15 protein-coding genes and 1 riboswitch are annotated in these 20,672 nt (G+C 58.3%); of the genes, 2 read left to right on the top strand and 13 right to left on the bottom strand.

Annotated elements, in window-relative coordinates; translation table 11 throughout:
* Positions 1 to 30: 30 nt before the first annotated feature.
* Together alaS and ltaE are read right to left on the bottom strand one after the other, a co-directional pair.
* Complete coding sequence (gene alaS, locus ACJJU9_RS18700) at positions 31 to 2,649, bottom strand: alanine--tRNA ligase (RefSeq protein ID WP_048367862.1); 2,619 nt, start codon at positions 2,647 to 2,649, stop codon at positions 31 to 33.
* Between the two features lie 213 nt (positions 2,650 to 2,862).
* Entirely contained in the window at positions 2,863 to 3,867 is a 1,005-nt protein-coding gene (ltaE, locus tag ACJJU9_RS18705) for a low-specificity L-threonine aldolase (protein WP_407729269.1), read from the bottom strand.
* Positions 3,868 to 4,025: 158 nt separating this feature from the next.
* Positions 4,026 to 4,198, top strand: a riboswitch (FMN riboswitch).
* A 106-nt stretch (positions 4,199 to 4,304) separates the two neighbouring features.
* Between ltaE and ACJJU9_RS18710 the strand changes: the two genes are divergently transcribed.
* The gene (locus ACJJU9_RS18710; RefSeq protein ID WP_048367866.1) at positions 4,305 to 4,799 is read left to right on the top strand and encodes a 6,7-dimethyl-8-ribityllumazine synthase; all 495 of its coding nucleotides are present in this window, start codon (positions 4,305 to 4,307) and stop codon (positions 4,797 to 4,799) included.
* Positions 4,800 to 4,881: 82 nt separating this feature from the next.
* Here the strand turns inward: ACJJU9_RS18710 and astE are convergent, their stop codons facing one another.
* The 7 genes from astE to ACJJU9_RS18745 form a co-directional block, all read right to left on the bottom strand.
* Complete coding sequence (gene astE / locus ACJJU9_RS18715; protein WP_407729270.1) at positions 4,882 to 5,892, bottom strand: succinylglutamate desuccinylase; 1,011 nt, start codon at positions 5,890 to 5,892, stop codon at positions 4,882 to 4,884.
* Positions 5,893 to 5,905: 13 nt separating this feature from the next.
* Complete coding sequence (locus tag ACJJU9_RS18720) at positions 5,906 to 6,199, bottom strand: hypothetical protein (RefSeq protein WP_048367870.1); 294 nt, start codon at positions 6,197 to 6,199, stop codon at positions 5,906 to 5,908.
* Between the two features lie 59 nt (positions 6,200 to 6,258).
* Positions 6,259 to 7,605: an N-succinylarginine dihydrolase gene (gene astB / locus ACJJU9_RS18725; protein WP_407729271.1), complete on the bottom strand. Its 1,347-nt coding sequence runs from the start codon at positions 7,603 to 7,605 to the stop codon at positions 6,259 to 6,261.
* Between the two features lie 158 nt (positions 7,606 to 7,763).
* The gene (gene astD / locus ACJJU9_RS18730; RefSeq protein ID WP_407731016.1) at positions 7,764 to 9,233 is read right to left on the bottom strand and encodes a succinylglutamate-semialdehyde dehydrogenase; all 1,470 of its coding nucleotides are present in this window, start codon (positions 9,231 to 9,233) and stop codon (positions 7,764 to 7,766) included.
* Positions 9,230 to 10,267, bottom strand: coding sequence for an arginine N-succinyltransferase (gene astA, locus ACJJU9_RS18735; protein WP_048367873.1), 1,038 nt, complete (start codon positions 10,265 to 10,267; stop codon positions 9,230 to 9,232). The genes astD and astA overlap by 4 nt, the downstream gene beginning before the upstream one ends.
* Before the next feature lie 55 nt (positions 10,268 to 10,322).
* The gene (gene aruF, locus ACJJU9_RS18740; protein WP_262124831.1) at positions 10,323 to 11,342 is read right to left on the bottom strand and encodes an arginine/ornithine succinyltransferase subunit alpha; all 1,020 of its coding nucleotides are present in this window, start codon (positions 11,340 to 11,342) and stop codon (positions 10,323 to 10,325) included.
* Between the two features lie 122 nt (positions 11,343 to 11,464).
* Positions 11,465 to 12,682: an aspartate aminotransferase family protein gene (locus ACJJU9_RS18745; protein WP_048390138.1), complete on the bottom strand. Its 1,218-nt coding sequence runs from the start codon at positions 12,680 to 12,682 to the stop codon at positions 11,465 to 11,467.
* Between the two features lie 397 nt (positions 12,683 to 13,079).
* Here ACJJU9_RS18745 and ACJJU9_RS18750 point away from each other — a divergent pair, with 397 nt between their 5' ends.
* Positions 13,080 to 17,249 carry a dermonecrotic toxin domain-containing protein gene (locus tag ACJJU9_RS18750; RefSeq protein ID WP_407729272.1) on the top strand — a complete coding sequence of 1,390 codons (4,170 nt, stop codon included), beginning with the start codon at positions 13,080 to 13,082 and terminating at the stop codon, positions 17,247 to 17,249.
* Between the two features lie 2 nt (positions 17,250 to 17,251).
* Here ACJJU9_RS18750 and argR read toward each other — a convergent pair whose 3' ends face one another.
* The 4 genes from argR to ACJJU9_RS18770 all read right to left on the bottom strand — a co-directional run bounded on the left by argR (position 17,252) and on the right by ACJJU9_RS18770 (position 20,570).
* Positions 17,252 to 18,241, bottom strand: a complete 990-nt coding sequence (gene argR / locus ACJJU9_RS18755) for a transcriptional regulator ArgR (RefSeq protein ID WP_153433127.1) — start codon at positions 18,239 to 18,241, stop codon at positions 17,252 to 17,254.
* 127 nt (positions 18,242 to 18,368) lie between these two features.
* Positions 18,369 to 19,133: an ABC transporter ATP-binding protein gene (locus ACJJU9_RS18760; protein WP_048367881.1), complete on the bottom strand. Its 765-nt coding sequence runs from the start codon at positions 19,131 to 19,133 to the stop codon at positions 18,369 to 18,371.
* Between the two features lie 52 nt (positions 19,134 to 19,185).
* Positions 19,186 to 19,884 carry an ABC transporter permease gene (locus ACJJU9_RS18765; RefSeq protein ID WP_048367882.1) on the bottom strand — a complete coding sequence of 233 codons (699 nt, stop codon included), beginning with the start codon at positions 19,882 to 19,884 and terminating at the stop codon, positions 19,186 to 19,188.
* Positions 19,881 to 20,570, bottom strand: coding sequence for an ABC transporter permease (locus ACJJU9_RS18770; protein WP_048367884.1), 690 nt, complete (start codon positions 20,568 to 20,570; stop codon positions 19,881 to 19,883). The genes ACJJU9_RS18765 and ACJJU9_RS18770 overlap by 4 nt, the downstream gene beginning before the upstream one ends.
* Positions 20,571 to 20,672: the final 102 nt, after the last annotated feature.

Genomic DNA, 20,672 nt, shown 5'->3' on the forward strand with positions numbered 1-20,672 from the left:
CCGCCACTAGACGACGGCGCGTACTGGACCTCAGATACCCTGCTCGACAAATGGCACAGTCAGGGCCAGCGCGGCGTCCAGGGCTGCGGCATCAACACCGCCGCCTTGCGCCATGTCCGGACGACCACCGCCCTTCCCGCCCACTGCTGCAGCGGCCTGCTTCATCAAATCACCGGCTTTGAGTTGGCCAGTCAGGTCTTTGGTCACGCCTGCAACCAGTACGACCTTATCTTCATGAACACTGCCGAGCAGGATCACTGCGCGGCCGAGCTTGTTCTTCAGCTGATCTACCAGCGCCAACAGCGCCTTGCCATCTTGACCGTCCAGGCGGGCGGCCAACACGTTCACGCCTTTTACATCGACTGCCGAGGATGACAGATCATCGCCCGCAGCGCTTGCGGCCTTGGCCTGCAATTGTTCCAGTTGTTTTTCCAGCTGGCGGTTACGCTCCAGCACGGCCGACAGTTTGTCGACCAGGTTGTCACGCGAGCCTTTAACCAGGCTTGCGGCTTCTTTGAGCTGCTCTTCGGCGGCGTTCAAGTAAGCCAGCGCCGCAGCGCCGGTGACCGCTTCAATACGACGAACGCCCGAGGCCACACCGCCTTCGCTGGTGATTTTCATCAGGCCGATGTCGCCGGTGCGCTGAGCGTGGATACCACCGCACAGCTCTACCGAGAAATCGCCACCCATGCTAAGCACGCGCACGCTGTCGCCGTATTTCTCGCCAAACAGCGCCATGGCGCCTTTTTGCTTGGCGGTTTCGATGTCGGTTTCTTCTGTCTCGACCGGGGTGTTCTTGCGAATCTCGGCGTTGACGATGTCTTCCAGTGCCTTGATCTGCTCAGGCTTGATGGCTTCAAAGTGGCTGAAGTCAAAACGCATGCGCTGACTGTCGACCAGCGAGCCCTTCTGCTGAACGTGCTCGCCCAGCACTTGGCGCAAGGCGGCGTGCAGCAAGTGCGTGGCCGAGTGGTTCAGCGACGTGGCGTGACGCACATCGGCATCTACGTGCGCTTCAACGGTTTCACCGACCTTCAGGCCACCCGCAGCCACAACACCGTGGTGCAGGAACGCGCCGCCGGTTTTGGTGGTGTCACGCACGTCAAAACGCGCAGCACCGGCTTGCAGGTAACCGCAATCGCCAACCTGGCCACCGGATTCTGCGTAGAAAGGCGTCCGATCGAGTACAACCACGCCCTCGTCGCCTTCATTGAGGCTGGTAACCGACTGGCCTTCTTTATAGAGGGCAATCACTTTGGCCGAGCTGTGGGTCGCGCCGTAGCCGATAAACTCGGTAGGCACGTCAACTTTAACCAGCGTGTTGTAGTCCAGACCGAACGAGCTGGCCGAACGCGCACGCACACGCTGGGCTTCCATTTCGCGTTCGAAGCCTTCTTCGTCCACGGTCAGGTTGCGCTCGCGGGCGATGTCGGCGGTCAGGTCCATCGGGAAGCCGTAGGTGTCATACAACTTGAACACCACGTCGCCCGGCACCACGGTGCCTTTAAGCTCAGCCAGATCCTGCTCAAGGATTTTCAGGCCCTGCTCCAGGGTCTTGGAGAATTGCTCTTCTTCGGCTTTAAGTACGCGCTCGATGTTGGCCTGCTCGCGCACTAGCTCCGGGAAGCTCTCGCCCATCTCGGCCACCAGGGCCGCGACGATCTTGTAGAAGAAGTTACCGGTTGCGCCCAGCTTGTTGCCGTGACGGCAAGCGCGACGAATGATGCGACGCAGCACGTAGCCACGGCCTTCATTGGAAGGCAACACGCCATCAGCAATCAGGAAGCTGCACGAACGGATGTGGTCAGCCACGACTTTGAGCGACGCCTGGCCTTCGTTGGCGCAGCCGATCGCTTGGGCGGCGGCTTTCAACAGGCTCTGGAACAGGTCGATGTCGTAGTTGGAGTTCACGTGCTGCATCACCGCACTGATCCGCTCCAGGCCCATGCCGGTGTCTACCGACGGCGCTGGCAACGGATGCAACACGCCGTCGGCGGTGCGGTTGAACTGCATGAAAACGTTGTTCCAGATCTCGATGTAACGGTCGCCGTCTTCCTCTGGCGAGCCCGGTGGGCCACCCCAGATCTCAGGGCCGTGATCGTAGAAAATCTCGGTGCAGGGGCCGCACGGGCCGGTATCGCCCATGGTCCAGAAGTTGTCGGACGCGTACGGCGCGCCTTTGTTATCGCCAATGCGGATCATGCGCTCGGCCGGCACGCCCACGTCTTGGGTCCAGATGTCATAGGCTTCGTCATCGCTGGCGTAAACCGTAACCCAGAGCTTTTCTTTAGGCAGCTTCAATACGCCTGTCAAAAAGGTCCAGGCGAAGTTGATCGCGTCTTTCTTGAAATAATCGCCAAAGCTGAAGTTGCCGAGCATTTCAAAGAAGGTGTGGTGACGTGCGGTGTAACCGACGTTTTCCAGGTCGCTGTTCTTACCACCGGCACGCACGCACTTCTGGCTGCTGGTTGCACGGGTGTAAGCACGTTTTTCTTGACCCAGGAAGCAGTCCTTGAACTGGTTCATCCCCGCGTTAGTGAACAGCAGGGTTGGGTCGTTATTCGGGACCAAGGAGCTCGAAGGGACACGGGTGTGACCTTGCTCCTCGAAGAAGCGAAGGAAGGCTTCACGGATTTCTGCGCTTTTCATAGGTTCTTCCACGGAGGCTGCGGCCAGAGGCAAATCATTGCTGTCAATTGATGGCTATTGCTCAGAAGCGGGACGGATCGGAACCCTTCCTGCCCAGGCAAACAATTCTCATCAATTGACAAATGACTCGCAAAGGGCCGCATTATATCGGCCCTTCGCCTTGGGTACAGTGTGTTTATACGATAGCTGCAAGCAATTGGACAGATTGCAAGCTTATTGACGGATAAAGTCGCGGAAAACCTCGATGGTTTGCTCGATTTGGCTGCGGCTGACGTCCATGTGGGTCACCATGCGCAAGCGCGGCGCAGCACTGAGCTTGATGCCCCGCTCCCCCGCAAAGGCTTTAAGTGCTGGCGCCTGCCCATCAACTTGCACGTAAACCATGTTGGTCTGTACCGGCTCAACGCGATAACCGGCCTCACGCAGGCCATCGGCCAGCCGTTGCGCATTGGCATGGTCATCGGCCAGGCGCGCTACTTGATGGTCCAGCGCATATAAGCCCGCCGCGGCCAGTTGCCCGGCCTGGCGCATACCGCCACCCACCATTTTGCGCAGGCGCCGGGCCTTACCGATCAATTCAACGGTGCCGCACAGCACAGACCCCACCGGCGCGCCCAAACCCTTGGACAAACACACCGACACCGAATCGAAATGCCGGGCAATTTCGCTCGCGTCCACCCCCAGCTTCACCGCCGCGTTGTATAACCGGGCGCCGTCCAAGTGCAGCGCCAGGCCGTGTTCGCGGGTCAAGCGGCTGGCCTGCGCCAGATACTCGACCGGCAGCACTTTGCCCTGCATGGTGTTTTCCAGGGCCAGCAAGCGGGTGCGAGCAAAGTGGAAGTCGTCAGGCTTGATTGCCGCTGCCACCTGTTGCAAATCCAGCGAGCCGTCGGCCTGCACCTCCAGCGGCTGGGGCTGAATAGAGCCCAATACGGCCGCACCGCCACCTTCGTACTTATAAGTGTGCGCCTGCTGCCCCACGATGTATTCGTCACCACGCCCACAATGCGCCATCAGCGCCATCAAGTTGCTCATGGTGCCGGTGGGCACAAACAGCGCCTGTGCAAACCCCAGGCGCGAGGCCAGCTCAGACTCCAGCTTGTTTACCGTCGGGTCTTCACCGTATACATCGTCGCCCAGCGGCGCGCTCGCCATGGCGTCACGCATGCCAGTGCTGGGTTGGGTCACGGTGTCGCTGCGCAGATCGATAACACTCATGCAAAAGTCCTCGGCCGTCGGCTCATCAAAGAAATCCTTGTGGCGCAAGAATAGCCTTATACAGGCATCAGAAAATACGATGGCTATTAGCAAAAAGCAGCGATGCATCTTTGAAACATTTGTGATACAAAATGCCCGCTGCCCTGAAACACGGGCGGCAACGTTCTCAGGGCGGGGTGTAACTCCCCACCGGCGGTAATTACGCGCAATGCGTATAGCCCGCGAGCGCTTGGCGCGTCAGACAGCTTTTTGGCTGATGATGGGGCAAGGTCAGCAGACCCGGTGTGATCCCGGGGCCGACGGTCATAGTCCGGATGAAGAGAGAACGGGATTGGCGCAAAAGGGCCGTCAACCAGAGGGGGACTCCCCGTCTGCACGTACCCTTAAATCCCATTCGATTCATATGCCCTGTTTTTCACACAAACAGGAGTCAGAACATGCAACCTACCGCTATTCACCACAACGAACGCGTCGCTTTCATCCAGGCCAGCTGGCACAAAGAGATCGTCGATCAGAGCCGTAAAGGCTTCCTGGCCGAGATGCTTGAACAGGGCTATCAGGAAAGTGACATCGACTTCTTTGAAGTCGGCGGTGCGTTCGAAATCCCGCTGCACGCCAAACTGCTGGCCAAGACTGGCCGCTACGCCGGTATCGTCGGTGCCGCACTGGTGGTCGACGGTGGCATTTATCGTCACGATTTCGTGGCTCAGTCCGTGGTCAGCGGCCTGATGCAAGTGCAGCTGGAAACTGAAGTGCCGGTGTTCTCGGTCAGCCTGACCCCGCACCACTTCCACGCGGGCGAAGAGCACCAGAAATTCTTCTTCGATCACTTCGTACACAAAGGTCAGGAAGCGGCGAAAACCTGCGTAGACACCCTGCAGAAAATCCGCGCTATCAAGCGTCTGGACAGCCAGCAAAAACGCGCGGTTTAACTAGCCGACCTTGTAGGAGCGAGCTTGCCTCGCGATCTTTTGATCTTCAAAAAGATCGCGAGGCAAGCTCGCTCCTACAGTTTTAAGCGAACGCTTTTGCTTTCACCGGCTTGATGATGATCCCCGCCCGCAGGCCGTTCTTGACCATGGGGTTGGGAAAGATGATCCGGGCGCCCTCTTCCTCAATAACCCAGCGGGTTTTTGGCGTGTCTTGCGCCAGCAAATAACCTTTGGGCAACTCAGAAAAATTCTCGATGTCCGCCGGCAAGTGCAGCAGGAACGCGTCGCTGTGCTTGATCACTTCTCGCGCCACGCTGAATATCTGCAAGCCGTCCAGTGACGCGCCTTCCAGCGACGGCTCAGTGCCTTCGATGATCTGCTGCAAGCGCAATTCCAGACGCTCGACGTTAACCCCGTCGTTGTGCCCAAACGGCCGGGCCTTGCCCAGTTCCAGGGTAAACGCCTCGGCACCCAGCTGATCATAGGTGTAAGCGCTGAACACAATGGAAGGTTTGTTCTGCAACAGCACCGCTTCCATGCCAGCGGCCCGCAGGCGCGCCAGTTGATCGCGGGAATGCTTGCGCCCCTCTTTATAGGGGTACAAGGCGAATTGCTCAATCTTGGAACCACGAATGGCCGTGTGCAGGTCGAAATGCAAACGGGTACGCTCGGGGGCATTGAAAAACGTCTCGGCCAGGTGCTCAAGCTCGCAAGCACGCAGGGCTTCTGGCCCGCAACTGCTTGCATGGCGGCCGTTAAACAGACGATTGAGGTCTTCTCCGACATACCGTTCGCCCCTGCGCATGGCGACCGGGTTGCCGAACAAAAAAAGAATACGTGCGCGCGGCTTTAACTCACCGCGAGCAATGGCATGGATCAGGCGATCGAGCAATTCGATCGGCGCTGTTTCATTACCGTGGATGCCGGCCGACAACAGCACGTCCATGCCGTTGTCGCGCGCCTCAGGGGGGCGCACTTCAAGCGCGCCCTCGGCCAGCCAGCGCAAACGCACGCCATCGACAGTCAGTTGAGTTTTCTGGGCCGGTTCACGTCCGGCCAAGGTCAGTTCAAGCAGTTTGCCGAGAGCGAGCATAGGGCATCCTTAATCAGTGATTGCAGTCCGGGCCGTGCACGTGACCGTCTTCGCCATCTTCGTCACTCATGTCAGCCGGTTCCATTTCCAGCTGCAGACTAACAAGGTTAGTGGCCAATGGGCGCAGCAACAGGTTGGCGTATTCAGCATCGCCCTCTTCTACGTCTACACCAATCAGCAACTGGCCACGGCCGTCTTGCTGGATCCACAGCTCTTTACCCTGCCACAGGACCGCGACGCGGGTGCAGGAGGTTTGCAGTTGCGTGCCGTCGGTGTCTTCAAGGATCAGCTGCAGGGAATCGCTCATAATTTTGCTCTCATTGGAAAATCAGGTGGCGCGTGCGCAACAGGCAAACACGCGCGGGGTCAATTGATCTGAAACGGATAAACCGAGCCCAGTTTAAGGATTTGCGTCAGTTCATCCAGTGCCGTCCGGCATTCAAGCAGCAATTGCGGGTCTGCCAGGTCGCTTTCGCGCAAGGCATCGCGGTAGTGCTTGTTCACCCAACCGGTCAGCGTGTCGTACAGCGGGGCCGACATGATAACCCCAGGGTTGACCGCCGCCAGCTCTGTTTCGTTAAGCGCCACACGCAAGCGCAGGCACGCCGGGCCGCCGCCGTTCTGCATGCTCTGCTTGAGATCAAACACCTTCACTTCACGAATCGGCCCGCCAGCGCTGGTCAGGCCTTGCAGGTAGCTCCAGACACGCGGGTTGGCGCGACACTCTTCGGGCACGATCAGCAGCATCGAGCCGTCGGCAAGGCTGAGCAGTTGGCTGTTGAACAGGTAAGAGCGCACTGCGTCATCGACGGTCACTTGGTCGCGCGGCACGCTGATGGACTCAAACTTGGCTCCGCGCGCGGCCAGCTTGCGACGCAGCTCGTCGAGCATGGCTTCGGTATTGAGGAAGGCATCCTGGTGATGGAACAGCAACTCGCCATTGCCCACCGCGATCACGTCGTTATGGAACACGCCCTGGTCGATCACCGACGGGTTTTGCTGGGCAAACACCACGCCCTCCTCGCTCAAGCCGTGCAGACGCGCCACGGATTGTGAAGCTTCGAGGGTTTGGCGTGCCGGGTACTTTTGCGGCGCGGGATAACGGCTGTCGAACGCACTGCGCCCGTAGACAAAAAACTCGACCCCGGCCTCGCCGTAGTCACGGCAAAAGCGTGTGTGGTTGGCGGCGCCTTCGTCACCAAACTGCGCCACGGCCGGCAAGGCCGCGTGGTGCGCGAAGTGCTGCTGATCGGCAAACATCGCGCCCAGCACTCGGCTGGTGGTCGGGTGCTCGATGCTGCGGTGGAACTTGCAATTGAGGTTGGCAGCGGTGAAATGCACGCGGCCATCGGCGGTGTCTGCGCTTGGGCTGACCGTGGCGGCGTTGGCCACCCACATGCTTGAGGCCGAGCAACTGGCAACCAGCAACGGCATGGCGTCTTTGGCGGCGCGCTCAATCACTTGTGCGTCAGTGCCGCTAAAGCCCAGGCTGCGCAAGGCGGCGACATCCGGGCGCTCTTGCGGCGCCAGCACGCCCTGGACAAAGCCCATGTCCATCAGCGCTTTCATTTTTTCCAGGCCTTGCAGCGCGGCTTCCTTGGGGTTGGATGCCTGCTGGCTGTTGCTCTGGGACGCGACATTGCCAAACGACAAACCGCCGTAGTTATGGGTCGGCCCCACTAGACCGTCAAAGTTGACTTCAAAGGATTTCATCGGTGAGGCTCCGGCAAACGGTGGTAATAGACAAGGCTCAACATTCTGTAGTCGCTGCCGCAGGCTGCGTTAAGGGCCGCAGGACCTTCGCTTTTTATTCAAAAGCAGGGCCGCTATGCGCCCCATCGCAGCCTTCGGCAGCGACTACAAGGCTCGCATCAAGACAATCGCACGCCTGGGGTCAAGGCGGCGGGCAGCGCCAGGGTCGGGGTTTCCAGCGACGCGACCGGGTAAGCGCAGTAATCAGCGGCGTAATACGCACTGGCGCGGTGGTTGCCGGACGCGCCGACACCGCCAAACGGTGCGCTGCTGGCGGCGCCCGTGAGTTGCTTGTTCCAGTTCACAATCCCGGCCCGGCTCTCAAGCCAGAACTGCTGGTAGCGCGCTTCGGAGTCCGAGAGCAAACCTGCGGCCAAACCGAACGCGGTGTTGTTGGCCTCGGCAATCGCGGCGTCAAAATCGCTGTAACGAAACACTTGCAGCAACGGCCCGAACAGCTCTTCGTCCGAGCGCTCGCTCACGTCCGTCACATCAATAATGCCCGGTGTGAGCAACGCCGCCGTGGTGCTTGGCTGGGTCATGCGCAGCAAGACCTGCGCCCCGCTGTCGATCAACAACGTCTGCGCGGCCAGCAGATCACGCGCCGCTGACAACGAAATCACCGAGCCCATGAACGGTGCCGGCTGCTGGTCAAACGCCCCCACTTCAATGTCTTTGCTGACCTCGACCAGACGCTCAAGCAGGCGGTCGCCCCACGCGCCCTGCGGCACCAGCAAACGCCGCGCACAGGTGCAACGTTGGCCAGCCGAGATAAAGGCCGACTGAATAATCGTGTACACCGCGGCGTCCAGGTCTGCCACCTGATCAACCACCAGCGGGTTATTGCCGCCCATTTCCAGGGCCAGGATTTTGTCCGGGCGCCCGGCGAACTGTTGATGCAGGCTGTTGCCGGTACGGCTGGAGCCGGTGAAGAACAACCCGTCGATGCCCGCATGGGCGGCCAACGCGACACCGGTTTTGCGCGCACCTTGTAGCAGGTTCAGCACGCCCGCCGGCAATCCGGCTTCGATCCAGCACTTGACCGTCAGCTCAGCGACTTTAGGGGTCAGCTCGCTCGGCTTGAACACCACGCTGTTACCCGCCAGCAACGCCGGGACGATATGCCCGTTAGGCAAGTGGCCCGGGAAGTTGTACGGGCCGAACACCGCAACCACGCCGTGGGGCTTGTGGCGCAGCACCGCCGTGGCATCGCCCAGCGGGCCGCTTTTTTCACCGGTGCGCTCGCGGTAGCTTTGTACCGAGATCGCCACCTTGTTGATCATGCTGGTGACTTCGGTGGCCGACTCCCACAGCGGTTTGCCGGTTTCTTCACCGATGCAGCGGGCCAGTTCATCGGCGTGATTTTTCAGGCTCGCAGCGAAGGCTTCGAGCACGCTCAGGCGCTCTTCGAAAGACCGCTTGGCCCAGGCCGGATACGCCTGACGCGCAGCTTTGACTGCCTCACTCACCTGCTCGGCATTGGCCGCGTGGCCCGTCCACAGCACTTGCTGGGTCACCGGATTCAGCGACTCGATGATTTCGCTCTGACCGTTCTGCCAGGCGCCTGCGATATACAACGTGCTCATTATTTGGACTCCCGCGAAGCGGCTGGCTGGGCAGATAACGGGACAGCGCGCACTTGATCGCCTGCACTCAGTTGCAGACGCTTGGCGGTCAGCTTGTCGACCACCAACGTGCCCGCCGCCAAACGTGCCGGGGCGGCGGTGATGCGGCACTCTTCACGTTTGCGGTTGTGAATCAGGTACGCCGGGGCGTCATCGCCCGGTGTGCCGATGGCCAGCACCAGCGCTTCACTGTCACGCACCGCGCGAATCTTGGTGGTTTCGCATTCCACCGCCGGGCCCGCGTCGAAAATATCGACGTAACCCTGATAACTGAAGCCTTCGCTTTTGAGCATGTTCAGGGCAGGTTCGGTGTCGGTATGCACCTTGCCGATCACGGCGCGGGCGCTTTCGGACAAGAAGCACGTATACACCGGAAACTTGGGCATCAGCTCGGCGATAAAGGCTTTGTTGCCCACGCCCGTCAGGTAATCGGCCTGGCTGAATTCCATTTTGAAAAAGTGCCGCCCCAGGCTTTCCCAGAAAGGCGAGCGGCCGTTCTCATCTGACATGCCGCGCATTTCGGCAATGATCTTGTTGCCAAACAGCTCGGGGAATTCAGCGATAAACAGCATCCGCGCCTTGGCCAGCATGCGGCCGTTAAGGCCATTGCGGTGATCGGCACTGAGGAACAACGAGCACAGCTCAGAGTTGCCCGTCAGGTCGTTGGCCAGGAACAGGGTCGGGATTTCGCGGTATATGTTCAGTTCCTGGGAGGCGCTGACGGTCAGGCCGACCCGGAAGTTGTACCAAGGCTCACGCAGGCCGACGGCGCCAGCGATGGCCGAAATGCCCACCACTTTGCCGTCGTCGTTTTCGAGCACGAACAGGTAGTCGGCATCGGCGCGTTCAGCTTCGCCACGAAAGGTTTTTTCAGCCCAACTGACACGGTGCAACAGGCGCTGTTCATTGGCCGGCAAGGTGGTCAGGCCGGTACCCGTGCTGCGGGCCAGTTCAATCAGGGCCGGTAAATCACTACTGCGTACAGGACGAACGATCATGCTATCTCCTTAAACAGGGCTCGCGGGCGAACCCCGTGACACTCGCTCAAACGCGTTAAACCGCAACCACTCGCACGCTGACGCCTTCGCCAACGCCGAGCGCTTCGGCCGCTTCCAGATCCAGCGTGACCGGCTTGCCCGGCGCCCAGTCGAGCTCCAGCAAGACGGCGCGGTAGTCCTGCAACTGGGCATTGGCCACCAGGTACTGGCGACCGCCGCCGCGAATCGGCTCACCGATCTTGACCGGCACTACGCGGCTTTGAGCGATCGAGCGGATGCCCGAGACCCGCGCATGCAGGGTCGGGCCGCCGTCGAAAATGTCGATGTAATGATCGGTTTCAAAACCTTCACGCATCAAAATGTCGAAGGTGATTTGCGCACGCGGGTGCACCTGGCCCATGGCTTCCTGGGCAGTGTCGGGCAGCAGCGGCACGTAAATCGGGTAATGCGGCATCAGTTCGGCGAGGAAGGTGCGGCTTTTCAGCCCGCACAGGCGCTCGGCGGCGGCGTAGTTCAGGTCGAAAAAGTTGCGGCCGATGGCGTCCCAAAACGGTGAGTCGCCGTTTTCATCGCTGTAACCGACGATCTCGGTGACCACCGAATCGGCAAAGCGCTCCGGGTGGTTGGCCACAAACAGCAAGCGGCCTCGGGAGTTGAGTTCGGACCAGGCCGTGCCCACCAGATCCGGGACCACATAAAAACTGGTCAGCAGGCTGTTGCCGGTCAGGTCGTGACACTGCGACAGCACGTGGATCTTGTTGTGGATCTTCAGTTCGCGCGAGGCGTGAACGAAGGTCTCGTTACGAAAACTATAAAAAGGCTCGGAGTACCCGGCCGACGCGACGATGGCTGAACAGCCCACCAGCTTGCCTGCGGTGGTGTCTTCAAGGACGAAGAAGTAACTTTCTTCGCCATTGAAGCTGACTTCAGCGGCAAACGAGGCTTCGGAGGCGGCGATCTTGTCGCGCAGACGGTCGAGGTCGTCCGGCAATGAAGTGACACCAATCGGGCTGTCCGCAGCCAGACGCTGTACCTCGCTCAGGTCAGCCATTTGCGCGGGGCGCATCACCAGCATGGTGTCACTCCTTAATCCAGAAAATAAAAAATGGGGCCCTGTGGGAGCGAGCCTGTCTCACGGTCTTTTAAAAGATCAAAAGATCGCGAGGCGAGCTCGCTCCTACAAGGTTATGGCGTGGATCAGGCGGTCAGGTGTTTGATGGCACGCTCAAAACGATCCAGACCTTCGGTGATGTCTGCTTCTTCAACCACCAGGCTTGGGGCGAAACGCACCACGTCCGGGCCGGCTTGCAGGATCATCAGGTTTTCTTTTTCAGCCGCGTTGAAGATGTCTTTGGCGCGGCCTTTCCAGGCATCGCTCAAGACGCAGCCCAGCAACAGGCCCAAACCACGCACTTGGGTGAAAACGCCGTACTGCTGGCCGATTTTTTCAAGGCGGGTTTTGAACAGTTGATGCTTGGCTTCAACGCCCTGCAACACGTCCGGGGTATTGATCACGTCGAACACAGCATTGCCCACCGCGCACGCCAGCGGGTTGCCGCCGTAAGTGGTGCCGTGAGTGCCGACGACCAGGTGTTTGGCCAGGTCTTCGGTGGTCAACATGGCCGCGATCGGGAAACCGCCGCCCAGGCTTTTGGCGCTGGTGAGGATGTCCGGGGTCACGCCGTAGTGCTGGTAGGCAAACAGGTGGCCGGTACGGCCCATGCCGGTTTGCACTTCGTCAAACACCAGCAAGGCATTGTGCTGGTCGCACAGCTCGCGCGCGCCTTGCAGGTAAGCCTGCTCGGCTGGCAGTACGCCGCCTTCGCCCTGGATTGGCTCCAGTACCACGGCACAGGTTTTGTCCGAGATCGCCGCTTTCAGCGCGTCGAGGTCGTTGAACGGGATGTGCGTGATGCCAGTGATTTTTGGACCGAAACCGTCCGAGTACTTCGACTGCCCGCCCACGTTGACGGTGAACAGCGTGCGCCCGTGGAAGCTGTTGAGGGCCGCGATGATTTCGTATTTCTCTTCACCGAAACGGTCGAACGCCACGCGACGGGCCAGCTTGAAGGCGGCCTCGTTGGCTTCGGCGCCGGAGTTACAGAAGAACACGCGCTCAGCGAAAGTGGCGTCTACCAGCTTTTTAGCCAGGCGCAGCGCAGGTTCGTTGGTGAACACGTTAGACACGTGCCACAGGTTGTTGGCCTGCTCGGTCAATGCGCCTACGAGCGCCGGGTGGGCGTGGCCCAACACGTTAACCGCGATGCCGCCTGCGAAGTCGATGAGTTCGCGCCCCGACTGATCCCAGACTCGGGAACCGGCGCCACGCACAGGAATGAAAGCAGCAGGTGCGTAGTTCGGAACCATGACCTGATCGAAATCGGCGCGTTGCACCGGGGCTTGCTCAACGGACATCGGAGTCTCCTGATGAGAAACGCCTGCCTAAAATGGCGAGCGATGGGGGGATTGTAAGGACAGATGGTGATGCGGCCTTGCCGCCAAGCGACAACTTCTTATAGCGCCAAACCCCGGCTTAAGCGGGTTTACAGCAATGCGACATATTGCGTCGCAAAGACGCAGTTTAAACGCTGAGCGCGCCAAACGGCAGCACGACAACAGGTTGATTTATGCCGTGCCTGGCAGGGCGATCCAGCACCTGCGGCTAAACCCTTGAGCGGGGGCTATTTATTTATTGCAACGGGGCATATTTACGATACGTCTGCCCCCTCTTCCAGCAGGTATTTGCGCTTTTTAAAAACGCTGCCGCGGCTGATCTTAATCGCTCTAATTCATTGATTAATCAGGTGCTTTCATGCCCAACAGCGATCTTGAAGGTCTGCCCGCACAGCCACCGCTCACGCAAAACACACCTCATAAAGAGGCGCACTTTCTGTCCCATCATGCCCAGATCACCCACACGCTACCTCAGTGGTTAACACGGGCGCCCTCTCACAAACAGCAAGCACTCAAGGCTCTCAGGCCTAAACCGACGCACTGGCCGAAAGGGCTTTCGATCTCACAGCAAAACGCCCTTGATCACGCGCACATTAATAGCTGGAAAACCCACCAGGATGCTGAGCAGGAACTTGAAAACCTCAAAGATGTTTACGCCTTCGCCGAACCGTTGCTCTTACAAGCGTTGGTCGAGCGCTTTCAGGTGGACTCTGCGCTCAATCTGAAAAACACCTTCATCAACCTCTACCTCCCCCTGACAATACCGTTGCTGGGCCTTAAAACCGGGGCATTTAAAAACTGGCGTGTGTCCATGCTGGATGCCGCCCTGCATAACTTTGAGGCTTTTGAAGCACAGCCAGACGCTCACTCACCTGATTCCGGATTTATTACTCGCCCAAGCGCAGGCGGGCAATACCAGATGATGGATACGCTGACCCGACAAGTGCCGATCCCGGCTTTCATTACGCTGTGCCGCCAGCTGGATATCGGCAAACTGTACAAGGCTCATCTGGACAATGAGCTGATCCTTTGTGAGCCGGCCAAAGCACTGCGTATCAAAACAGCTGTTCGCCAGCACTTGAGAACGGCGCTTGTCGCGGCATCGCATCATGCGCTCGCACACAAACAGATCACGCAAAGCATCCATGATGCGCTTTGCAATCCGGCCCTGGCGCCGGGCTGGACGAACCAGAACCCACCGACACTTTATCCTCACAGCATGACGCTACTCGGCAGCGCGCTGACCGGGGTGATGGTTTTTTCTACCCAAACGGCCCCTGCGTCACTGCAAGGAGAGGTCATCGCCTACCTCCCTGACGACCCGCAGCAGCCTGTAAAGCGTCACGCTTCAATGACCGCTTTCGCCAGTGACCTGGCAATAAAATTACGCGATGACAGCTACCAGCAATACTTCAGCCGTTTTATTGACCACAAGGAGCTAGAGCCGTTTTTAACGACCCTCAGGAGCAAACTTTTCATTACCCAGATCGACCCGGCACACGTGCGTAAAGGAGAAGGACGGCCTGAAGACTTCCCTCTTGTTGTTCGATCAAGCCTTGTTGAGCACCCTGTTCTCAATTTCACGCTGCTCAACATCTATCAGGACTACAGCGAATACCTGTTCATCCAAAAGCGACGAAAGTTACTTGAAGATGCCCCCTTGCTGGCTGTCAGTACCGATACGGAAGATCAGAAAACACGCCATGATCGCCAGCAACGCCTGAAAAAAATCGGTGAGTGGGCCGTCAACGCGATTGAGATTGCGGGCTCTTTTTTCATCCCGGGTCTGGGTGAGTTGATGATGCTGCAAATGGCGTATCAGATCCTTGATGACACCTACGAGGGCATCAGGGACTGGACCCAGGGTAAAACCATTGAGGCCTGGGACCATTTATTCAACGTTCTGTCCAGCACCGTCCAAATTGCAACCCTGAGCATTGGTAGCAAAATAATCGCTGATGCCCTGAAACCCACGCCCTCTTTCGTCAAGGGTTTAAAACCCGTCACACGCCATACGGGTGAAAAGCGCCTGTGGGATCCGGACCTGACGCCTTACCGACATCCGACAGACCTGCCCTCCAGCACGCCCGCCAACGACCTCGGGTTGATGGTGCATGAAGACGCACAGTTTCTATCTCTCGAAGACCGCACTTACCGCGTTGAACAAGAACCCCAAACCCTGCGATACCGCATCAAGCATCCTTCTCGAACACAGGCCTACTCGCCACGATTGCGGCACAACGGGTCAGGTGCCTGGACAGTCGAAACCGAGCAACCGCTCAATTGGGATGATTTGAGACTCTTCAAACGCTTGAACCGAACCGCAGCCTCTTGCTCTGACATCACCGCCTCACGCCTTTTGGCTATCACACAGACCGACACGGCTGTGCTGCGCAGCCTGCATGTGGATGCGCTGCCCACACCCGGCTTGCTTGCCGACAGCATCCAACGCTTCAAAATTGACCAGGACCTGCAGTATTTCATCGAGCACATGCAAAGCCGTGACCCTTTGGTTCAGCAACTGGCAGACCCTCAAACCCAGTTGCAACTATTGATCAGTGATGAGATGTGGAGCGCGTCAAAAAACTTACGGGTCGTCAATGAACACGGTGAAACCGTGGTGCACTATCCATCCGAGTCCTCTACAGCCGAGCACATTGAAATCACAGATGAGCAGGTACGGGAGGGCCAATTACTGAAAACCGTCCTCCAGGCACTGGATGAAAAAGACATAAAGCACCTGCTCGGCGTTAGTCCAGCGATGGCCGACCCGCTACCTAATCCCACCGAACAAATGACCCTGCTCTGCAACCGACTGGCACGCTTGGCACACAAAAAGCGCAACGACTTGTTCGCATCACGTTATGCCTCGTTGCAAAACAGTGCCAATGCAGAGGTCAAACTGCTGCAGACGAGCTTTGCGCAACTGCCGACACCCGCAGCGCAAGAACTGATCTGGAATGCCCAGGGCGATGAAATCCTGCAACTGCTTAATGAGCGAATCATCCCCGAACGCCTGCAAGAGCTCGCACTCGAACAGGTCTACGAATCAAGGGTCAACCGCGCCTTCGAAGGCCTTTTTCTCGACTCTACGCACAGCGCAGACAGTGAGTGGCTCACGCTAAAAACGATTGAGTCGCTACCTGGCTGGTCAGACAACCTGCGCCTTGAAATTCGCGACGCCAGCTTTGACGGTCCATTGCTCAACAGCCTTGGAGGCGAGCAAGCCCCGATACGCAAAGTGTTGATCAAGTCACAAAACCGCTATAGCGCACGGGATGCGCAGGGCCTGGAACTGCATGGACCAGATGATCTGTATGCGGCTTTATTGCACGCACTGCCGGATGCAGAGCGTTCTCAATTGGGATTTCCCCATACCTACCAGGGTAAAGCCCTGAAAGCCGCTGTACGCGAGCATCCTCTGCTGCAGCGTCAACTCGTCAGAGCACGCGTAGAACCCTCGCGCACTGCGCTAGATATAAACCCGGAGGCCCGCCCACGACTCAAAGCCACCGCTTACCCATTATTAGGTGCCGACGCCCCAGGCCTTGCGCCCAGCCCACTCGAACGCCGTGTAAACGAGCTTTACCCCAGCCTGAATCGGCAAGAGCGGTTAAGAGTTATTCGTAACCTGCCCGCTGACCCGGCCGCGGCAGATCAAACCTTGACCGATTTAGGACAATCACTGCAAAGGCTGCGTGATGATTTGGAAGTGTGGACTGTCGACGCACCCGCAACTAACCAGCGAACCGGCGAGTTAATACCGCCAATTGCAAGAATGGCGATTGTTCAAGACCGACGCGCATTCAGCAGAGAACTCGAAAGATGCTGGCGCAGACAAACAGCGTTCGACAATCACTACGCGGACCCTACGCGAGATGGTTTTGAGCTGTCGTTTACACGAACAATATTAGATAACATGCCCAGTATTAATGCCGACTTCAGCCACGTGACTTATCTGTCCTTGAGAGGATCCGGCCCTGTTACCGGGGTTAACGAGTTCTTGCAAAACTTCCCAAAATTACGCGCATTGAAGCTTCAAGGCTTTGCTCTTGATGCAGTGCCAGAGTCGCTGTCCTCAATGCAGAACTTAACTGAGTTGTATCTCGAAGACAGCAACATCACGCTCACCCCTACAACAGCCCAGGCCTTATCCGGACTGGAAAACCTGGAACACATCGATCTTGATGGCAACCCGCTTAACCTCACGCCCGACTTCAGCAATATGCACAACTTGAATTCAGTGTTCCTGAGCAACACTGAACTCAGCGAGTTCCCGACATCCCTTTTGGGGCTGTCCGAAATTGAAACGATAGATCTAAGCGACAATCTCATCATTGATTTGCCGTCTGAACTCTTCGAGGCCCCGGCATTTATCACCGAAGCGCTCGACTTGGCAGGAAACCCCTTGTCCGAAGCGAGCCTGAACCAGGCGCACCTATATTTCAGCCAGACCGGTATTGATATGAATCTTACATTCGACGATCTGGACCCCGTCGCTGTCGATATCGTCGAACCTGAACAGTAGCTTCAGCCTCGCTCAGCAGGCACCGAGGACAATTCAAACGGGCTGCTGCTGCGGCGCTGGTTGCGGTCTTCGCGCGGCGTGGCACCGAAGAAGTTGCGGTAGGCACTGGAGAAATGCGGCCCCGAGGAGAACCCGCACGACAAGCCGATCTGGATGATCGATTTGCTGGTTTGCATCAACATCTGACGCGCCTTGTTCAAGCGCAGCTCCAGGTAGTACTGGCTAGGGACGCGATTGAGGTACTGCTTGAAGATGCGCTCCAACTGACGACGGGAAACGCACACATGCTGAGCGATTTCGTCCGTGGTCAGCGGTTCTTCAATGTTGGCTTCCATCAGCAAAACGGCTTGGGTCAGTTTCGGGTGGCTGGAACCCAAACGGTTTTGCAAGGGGATGCGCTGGCGTTCACCGCCTTCACGAATGCGCTCGACCACCAGCTCTTCAGACACCGCGCCCGCCAGTTCGGCGCCGTGGTCGCGGGCCAGCAAGGCGAGCAACAGGTCCAGTACCGACATGCCACCACAGGCGCTCAAGCGATCACGGTCCCAGTCAAACAAGTGGCTGGTGGCAATCACCTTGGGGAAGCGTTCAGCGAAGTCATCCTGCCAACGCCAGTGCACGGCTGCGCGGTAGCCATCGAGCAAGCCCAGTTGCGCCAGCGGATACACCCCGGCCGACAACCCGCCGATCACGCAGCCTGCACGCACCAATTGCTTGAGCGCACTGCTGAGTGCAGGGGCAATTGCGGCGGGCGGCTCATCGGCCACCAGAAACAACTTCTGGCAACCTTCAAGCTTCCCGACCCACGGCTCACCGGGCAATTGCCAACCGCCTGCCACGACGTCGGTCGGTGCCTCTGCCTGCAGAAACACCAGCTCGTAAGCCACTTCGGGATGCACCCGTTGGGCGACCCGCAAGGCCTCCTCGGCCAGCGCCAGCGTCAATGCTTTGGTGCTGGGCCAAATCAGGAAACCTATTCGATGGGCAGTCATGGCATGCAATCCGAAACGAAAACAGTGTTAATGCCGAAGGTGGCAACAACCAAGCTAGATCCGCCACCGCTTTTTCCGGGAAGCATGCACTAAGTTGGTGCAAAAAGCAGTCTCACAATCCATTTAATTACTTGAGGCTGCCCGACAAGAACTGCTGCAAGCGCTCGCACTGCGGGTTCACCAGCACTTCACGCGGGTTACCGCTTTCTTCAACCACGCCTTTGTGCAGGAACACCAATTGGTTGGACACTTCGCGGGCAAAGCCCATTTCGTGAGTCACCACCACCATGGTCCGGCCTTCCAGGGCGAGGTCTTGCATGACCTTCAATACGTCGCCGACCAGCTCCGGGTCCAGCGCCGAGGTCGGCTCGTCAAACAGCATGACCTCTGGCTCCACCGCCAACGCACGGGCAATCGCCACACGCTGCTGCTCACCCCCGGACATATGCCCGGGGTAGGCGTCTTTACGATGGGACACGCCGACCTGGTTGAGGTAATGCTCGGCTTTTTCCCGCGCTTCGACCTTGGACATGCCCAGCACGTGCACGGGCGCTTCCATGATGTTTTCCAGCGCGGTCATGTGCGACCACAGGTTGAAATGCTGGAACACCATCGACAGACGCGAACGCATACGCTGCAACTGTTTAGGGTCTGCCGCTACCAGGGCGCCGTCTTTTTTGGCAACCAGTTTGAGCTCTTCGTTGTTGAGCAAAATCTTGCCGGCATGCGGCTGCTCAAGCAGGTTGATGCAACGCAAAAAGGTACTTTTGCCTGAACCGCTGGAACCGATGATGCTGATTACATCACCTGCCTTTGCAGCCAGAGATACGCCTTTCAGCACCTCGTGACTGCCGTAGCGCTTATGCAGGTCTTGGACTTCAAGTTTGTACATGCTGTCGGTTCTCACAAAAACAGTGGGTCAGACGTTGAGCGCGGCTCAACACTCAGGCCTTGCGCGGGGCCATGTAGCCCAGCCAGCGGCGTTCTGCCAATTTGAACAGGCGTACCAGAATGAAGGTCAGGCACAGGTAGAACGCACCTGCGGTGATGTAGGCTTCAAACGGCAAGTAATACTGCGCGTTGACGGTACGCGCAGCGCCGGTGATGTCGATCAGGGTCACGATGGACGCCAGACTGGTGGTCTGCAGCATCATGATCACTTCGTTGCTGTATTGCGGCAGCGCCCGGCGCATGGCCGACGGCAGCAAAATACGGCGATACATTTTGCTCGGGGACATGCCCATCGCCTTGGCGGCTTCGATCTCGCCATGGGGCGTGGCCTTGAGGCTGCCCGCAATGATTTCGGCGGTGTAGGCGCTGGTGTTGATCGCAAACGCCAGGCACGCACAAAAGGTTGCACTGGACAGCAAAGGCCACATAAAGCTTTCGCGCACGACTTCGAACTGGGCCAGGCCGTAGTAGATCAAAAACAGCTGCACCAGCATCGGCGTACCGCGAATCACGTAGGTGTAGAGCCACGCCGGGAAGTTGACCCACGGGCGCTTGGACACCCGCATCAGGCCCAGCGGCAGCGCCACCAGCAAACCAAAGAACAGTGAAATGCCCAGCAGCTTGAGGGTTTCAACCATGCCGCTGAGGTACAGCGGCATGCTGTCCCAAATGACGTTGTAGTCGAAGATCATAGCTCAGCCACCTTTACGCCGACCGAGTAGCGCTTTTCAAGTTGTCGCAACGCCAGCAGCGACACACTGGTCATTACCAGGTACAGCGCGGCCACAGCGAGGAAGAACGTAAAAGGCTCGCGGGTGGCATCTGCCGCCTGCTTGGCCTTGAACATCATGTCTTGCAAGCCGACCACCGAAATCAGGGCCGTGGCTTTGGTCAACACCAGCCAGTTGTTGGTAAAGCCCGGAATCGCCAGACGGATCATCTGCGGCACCAACACCCGGAAAAACACCTGGAAACGGCTCATGCCGTAGGCCACACCCGCTTCTGCCTGACCTTTGGGGATCGCCATAAAGGCACCGCGAAAGGTTTCGGACAGGTACGCACCAAAGATAAAGCCCAAGGTGAACACGCCAGCCGAGAAGGGGTTCAGGTCGATGTAGTCGTCGTAGCCCACCAGCGGGGCGACGTTGTTCAGCAGGTTCTGACCGCCGTAGAAAATCAGCAGGATCAGCACCAGATCGGGAATCCCACGAATGACCGTAGAGTACAGATCGCCCAGCCAAGCCAGCCAACGCACTGGCGACAGGCGCATAGAAACACCAATCAGACCTAGAACAATGGCCAGGGCCATGGACGACAAGGCGAGCTGTAGCGTCAGCCAAGCGCCATCGAGGATGACAGCCCCGTAGCCTTTCAACATGATTCAGGCCCTCGAAAAAAAGCGTGAAAATTAGGATGAAAAAATGGCGCAAACTTCAGGGACTCTGTCGCTTGCGCCATTTCAGACTTACAGCCGCGATGA

Source organism: Pseudomonas helleri (assembly GCF_045830615.1).
Taxonomy (GTDB): Bacteria; Pseudomonadota; Gammaproteobacteria; order Pseudomonadales; family Pseudomonadaceae; genus Aquipseudomonas; species Aquipseudomonas helleri.

Coding starts and splice junctions, on each gene's coding strand:
- alaS (WP_048367862.1), bottom strand. CDS start 2,649: ATGAAAAGCGCAGAAATCCGTGAAGCCTTCCTTCGCTTCTTCGAGGAG.
- ltaE (WP_407729269.1), bottom strand. CDS start 3,867: ATGAGTGTTATCGATCTGCGCAGCGACACCGTGACCCAACCCAGCACT.
- ACJJU9_RS18710 (WP_048367866.1), top strand. CDS start 4,305: ATGCAACCTACCGCTATTCACCACAACGAACGCGTCGCTTTCATCCAG.
- astE (WP_407729270.1), bottom strand. CDS start 5,892: ATGCTCGCTCTCGGCAAACTGCTTGAACTGACCTTGGCCGGACGTGAA.
- ACJJU9_RS18720 (WP_048367870.1), bottom strand. CDS start 6,199: ATGAGCGATTCCCTGCAGCTGATCCTTGAAGACACCGACGGCACGCAA.
- astB (WP_407729271.1), bottom strand. CDS start 7,605: ATGAAATCCTTTGAAGTCAACTTTGACGGTCTAGTGGGGCCGACCCAT.
- astA (WP_048367873.1), bottom strand. CDS start 10,267: ATGATCGTTCGTCCTGTACGCAGTAGTGATTTACCGGCCCTGATTGAA.
- aruF (WP_262124831.1), bottom strand. CDS start 11,342: ATGCTGGTGATGCGCCCCGCGCAAATGGCTGACCTGAGCGAGGTACAG.
- ACJJU9_RS18745 (WP_048390138.1), bottom strand. CDS start 12,682: ATGTCCGTTGAGCAAGCCCCGGTGCAACGCGCCGATTTCGATCAGGTC.
- ACJJU9_RS18750 (WP_407729272.1), top strand. CDS start 13,080: ATGCCCAACAGCGATCTTGAAGGTCTGCCCGCACAGCCACCGCTCACG.
- argR (WP_153433127.1), bottom strand. CDS start 18,241: ATGACTGCCCATCGAATAGGTTTCCTGATTTGGCCCAGCACCAAAGCA.
- ACJJU9_RS18760 (WP_048367881.1), bottom strand. CDS start 19,133: ATGTACAAACTTGAAGTCCAAGACCTGCATAAGCGCTACGGCAGTCAC.
- ACJJU9_RS18765 (WP_048367882.1), bottom strand. CDS start 19,884: ATGATCTTCGACTACAACGTCATTTGGGACAGCATGCCGCTGTACCTC.
- ACJJU9_RS18770 (WP_048367884.1), bottom strand. CDS start 20,570: ATGTTGAAAGGCTACGGGGCTGTCATCCTCGATGGCGCTTGGCTGACG.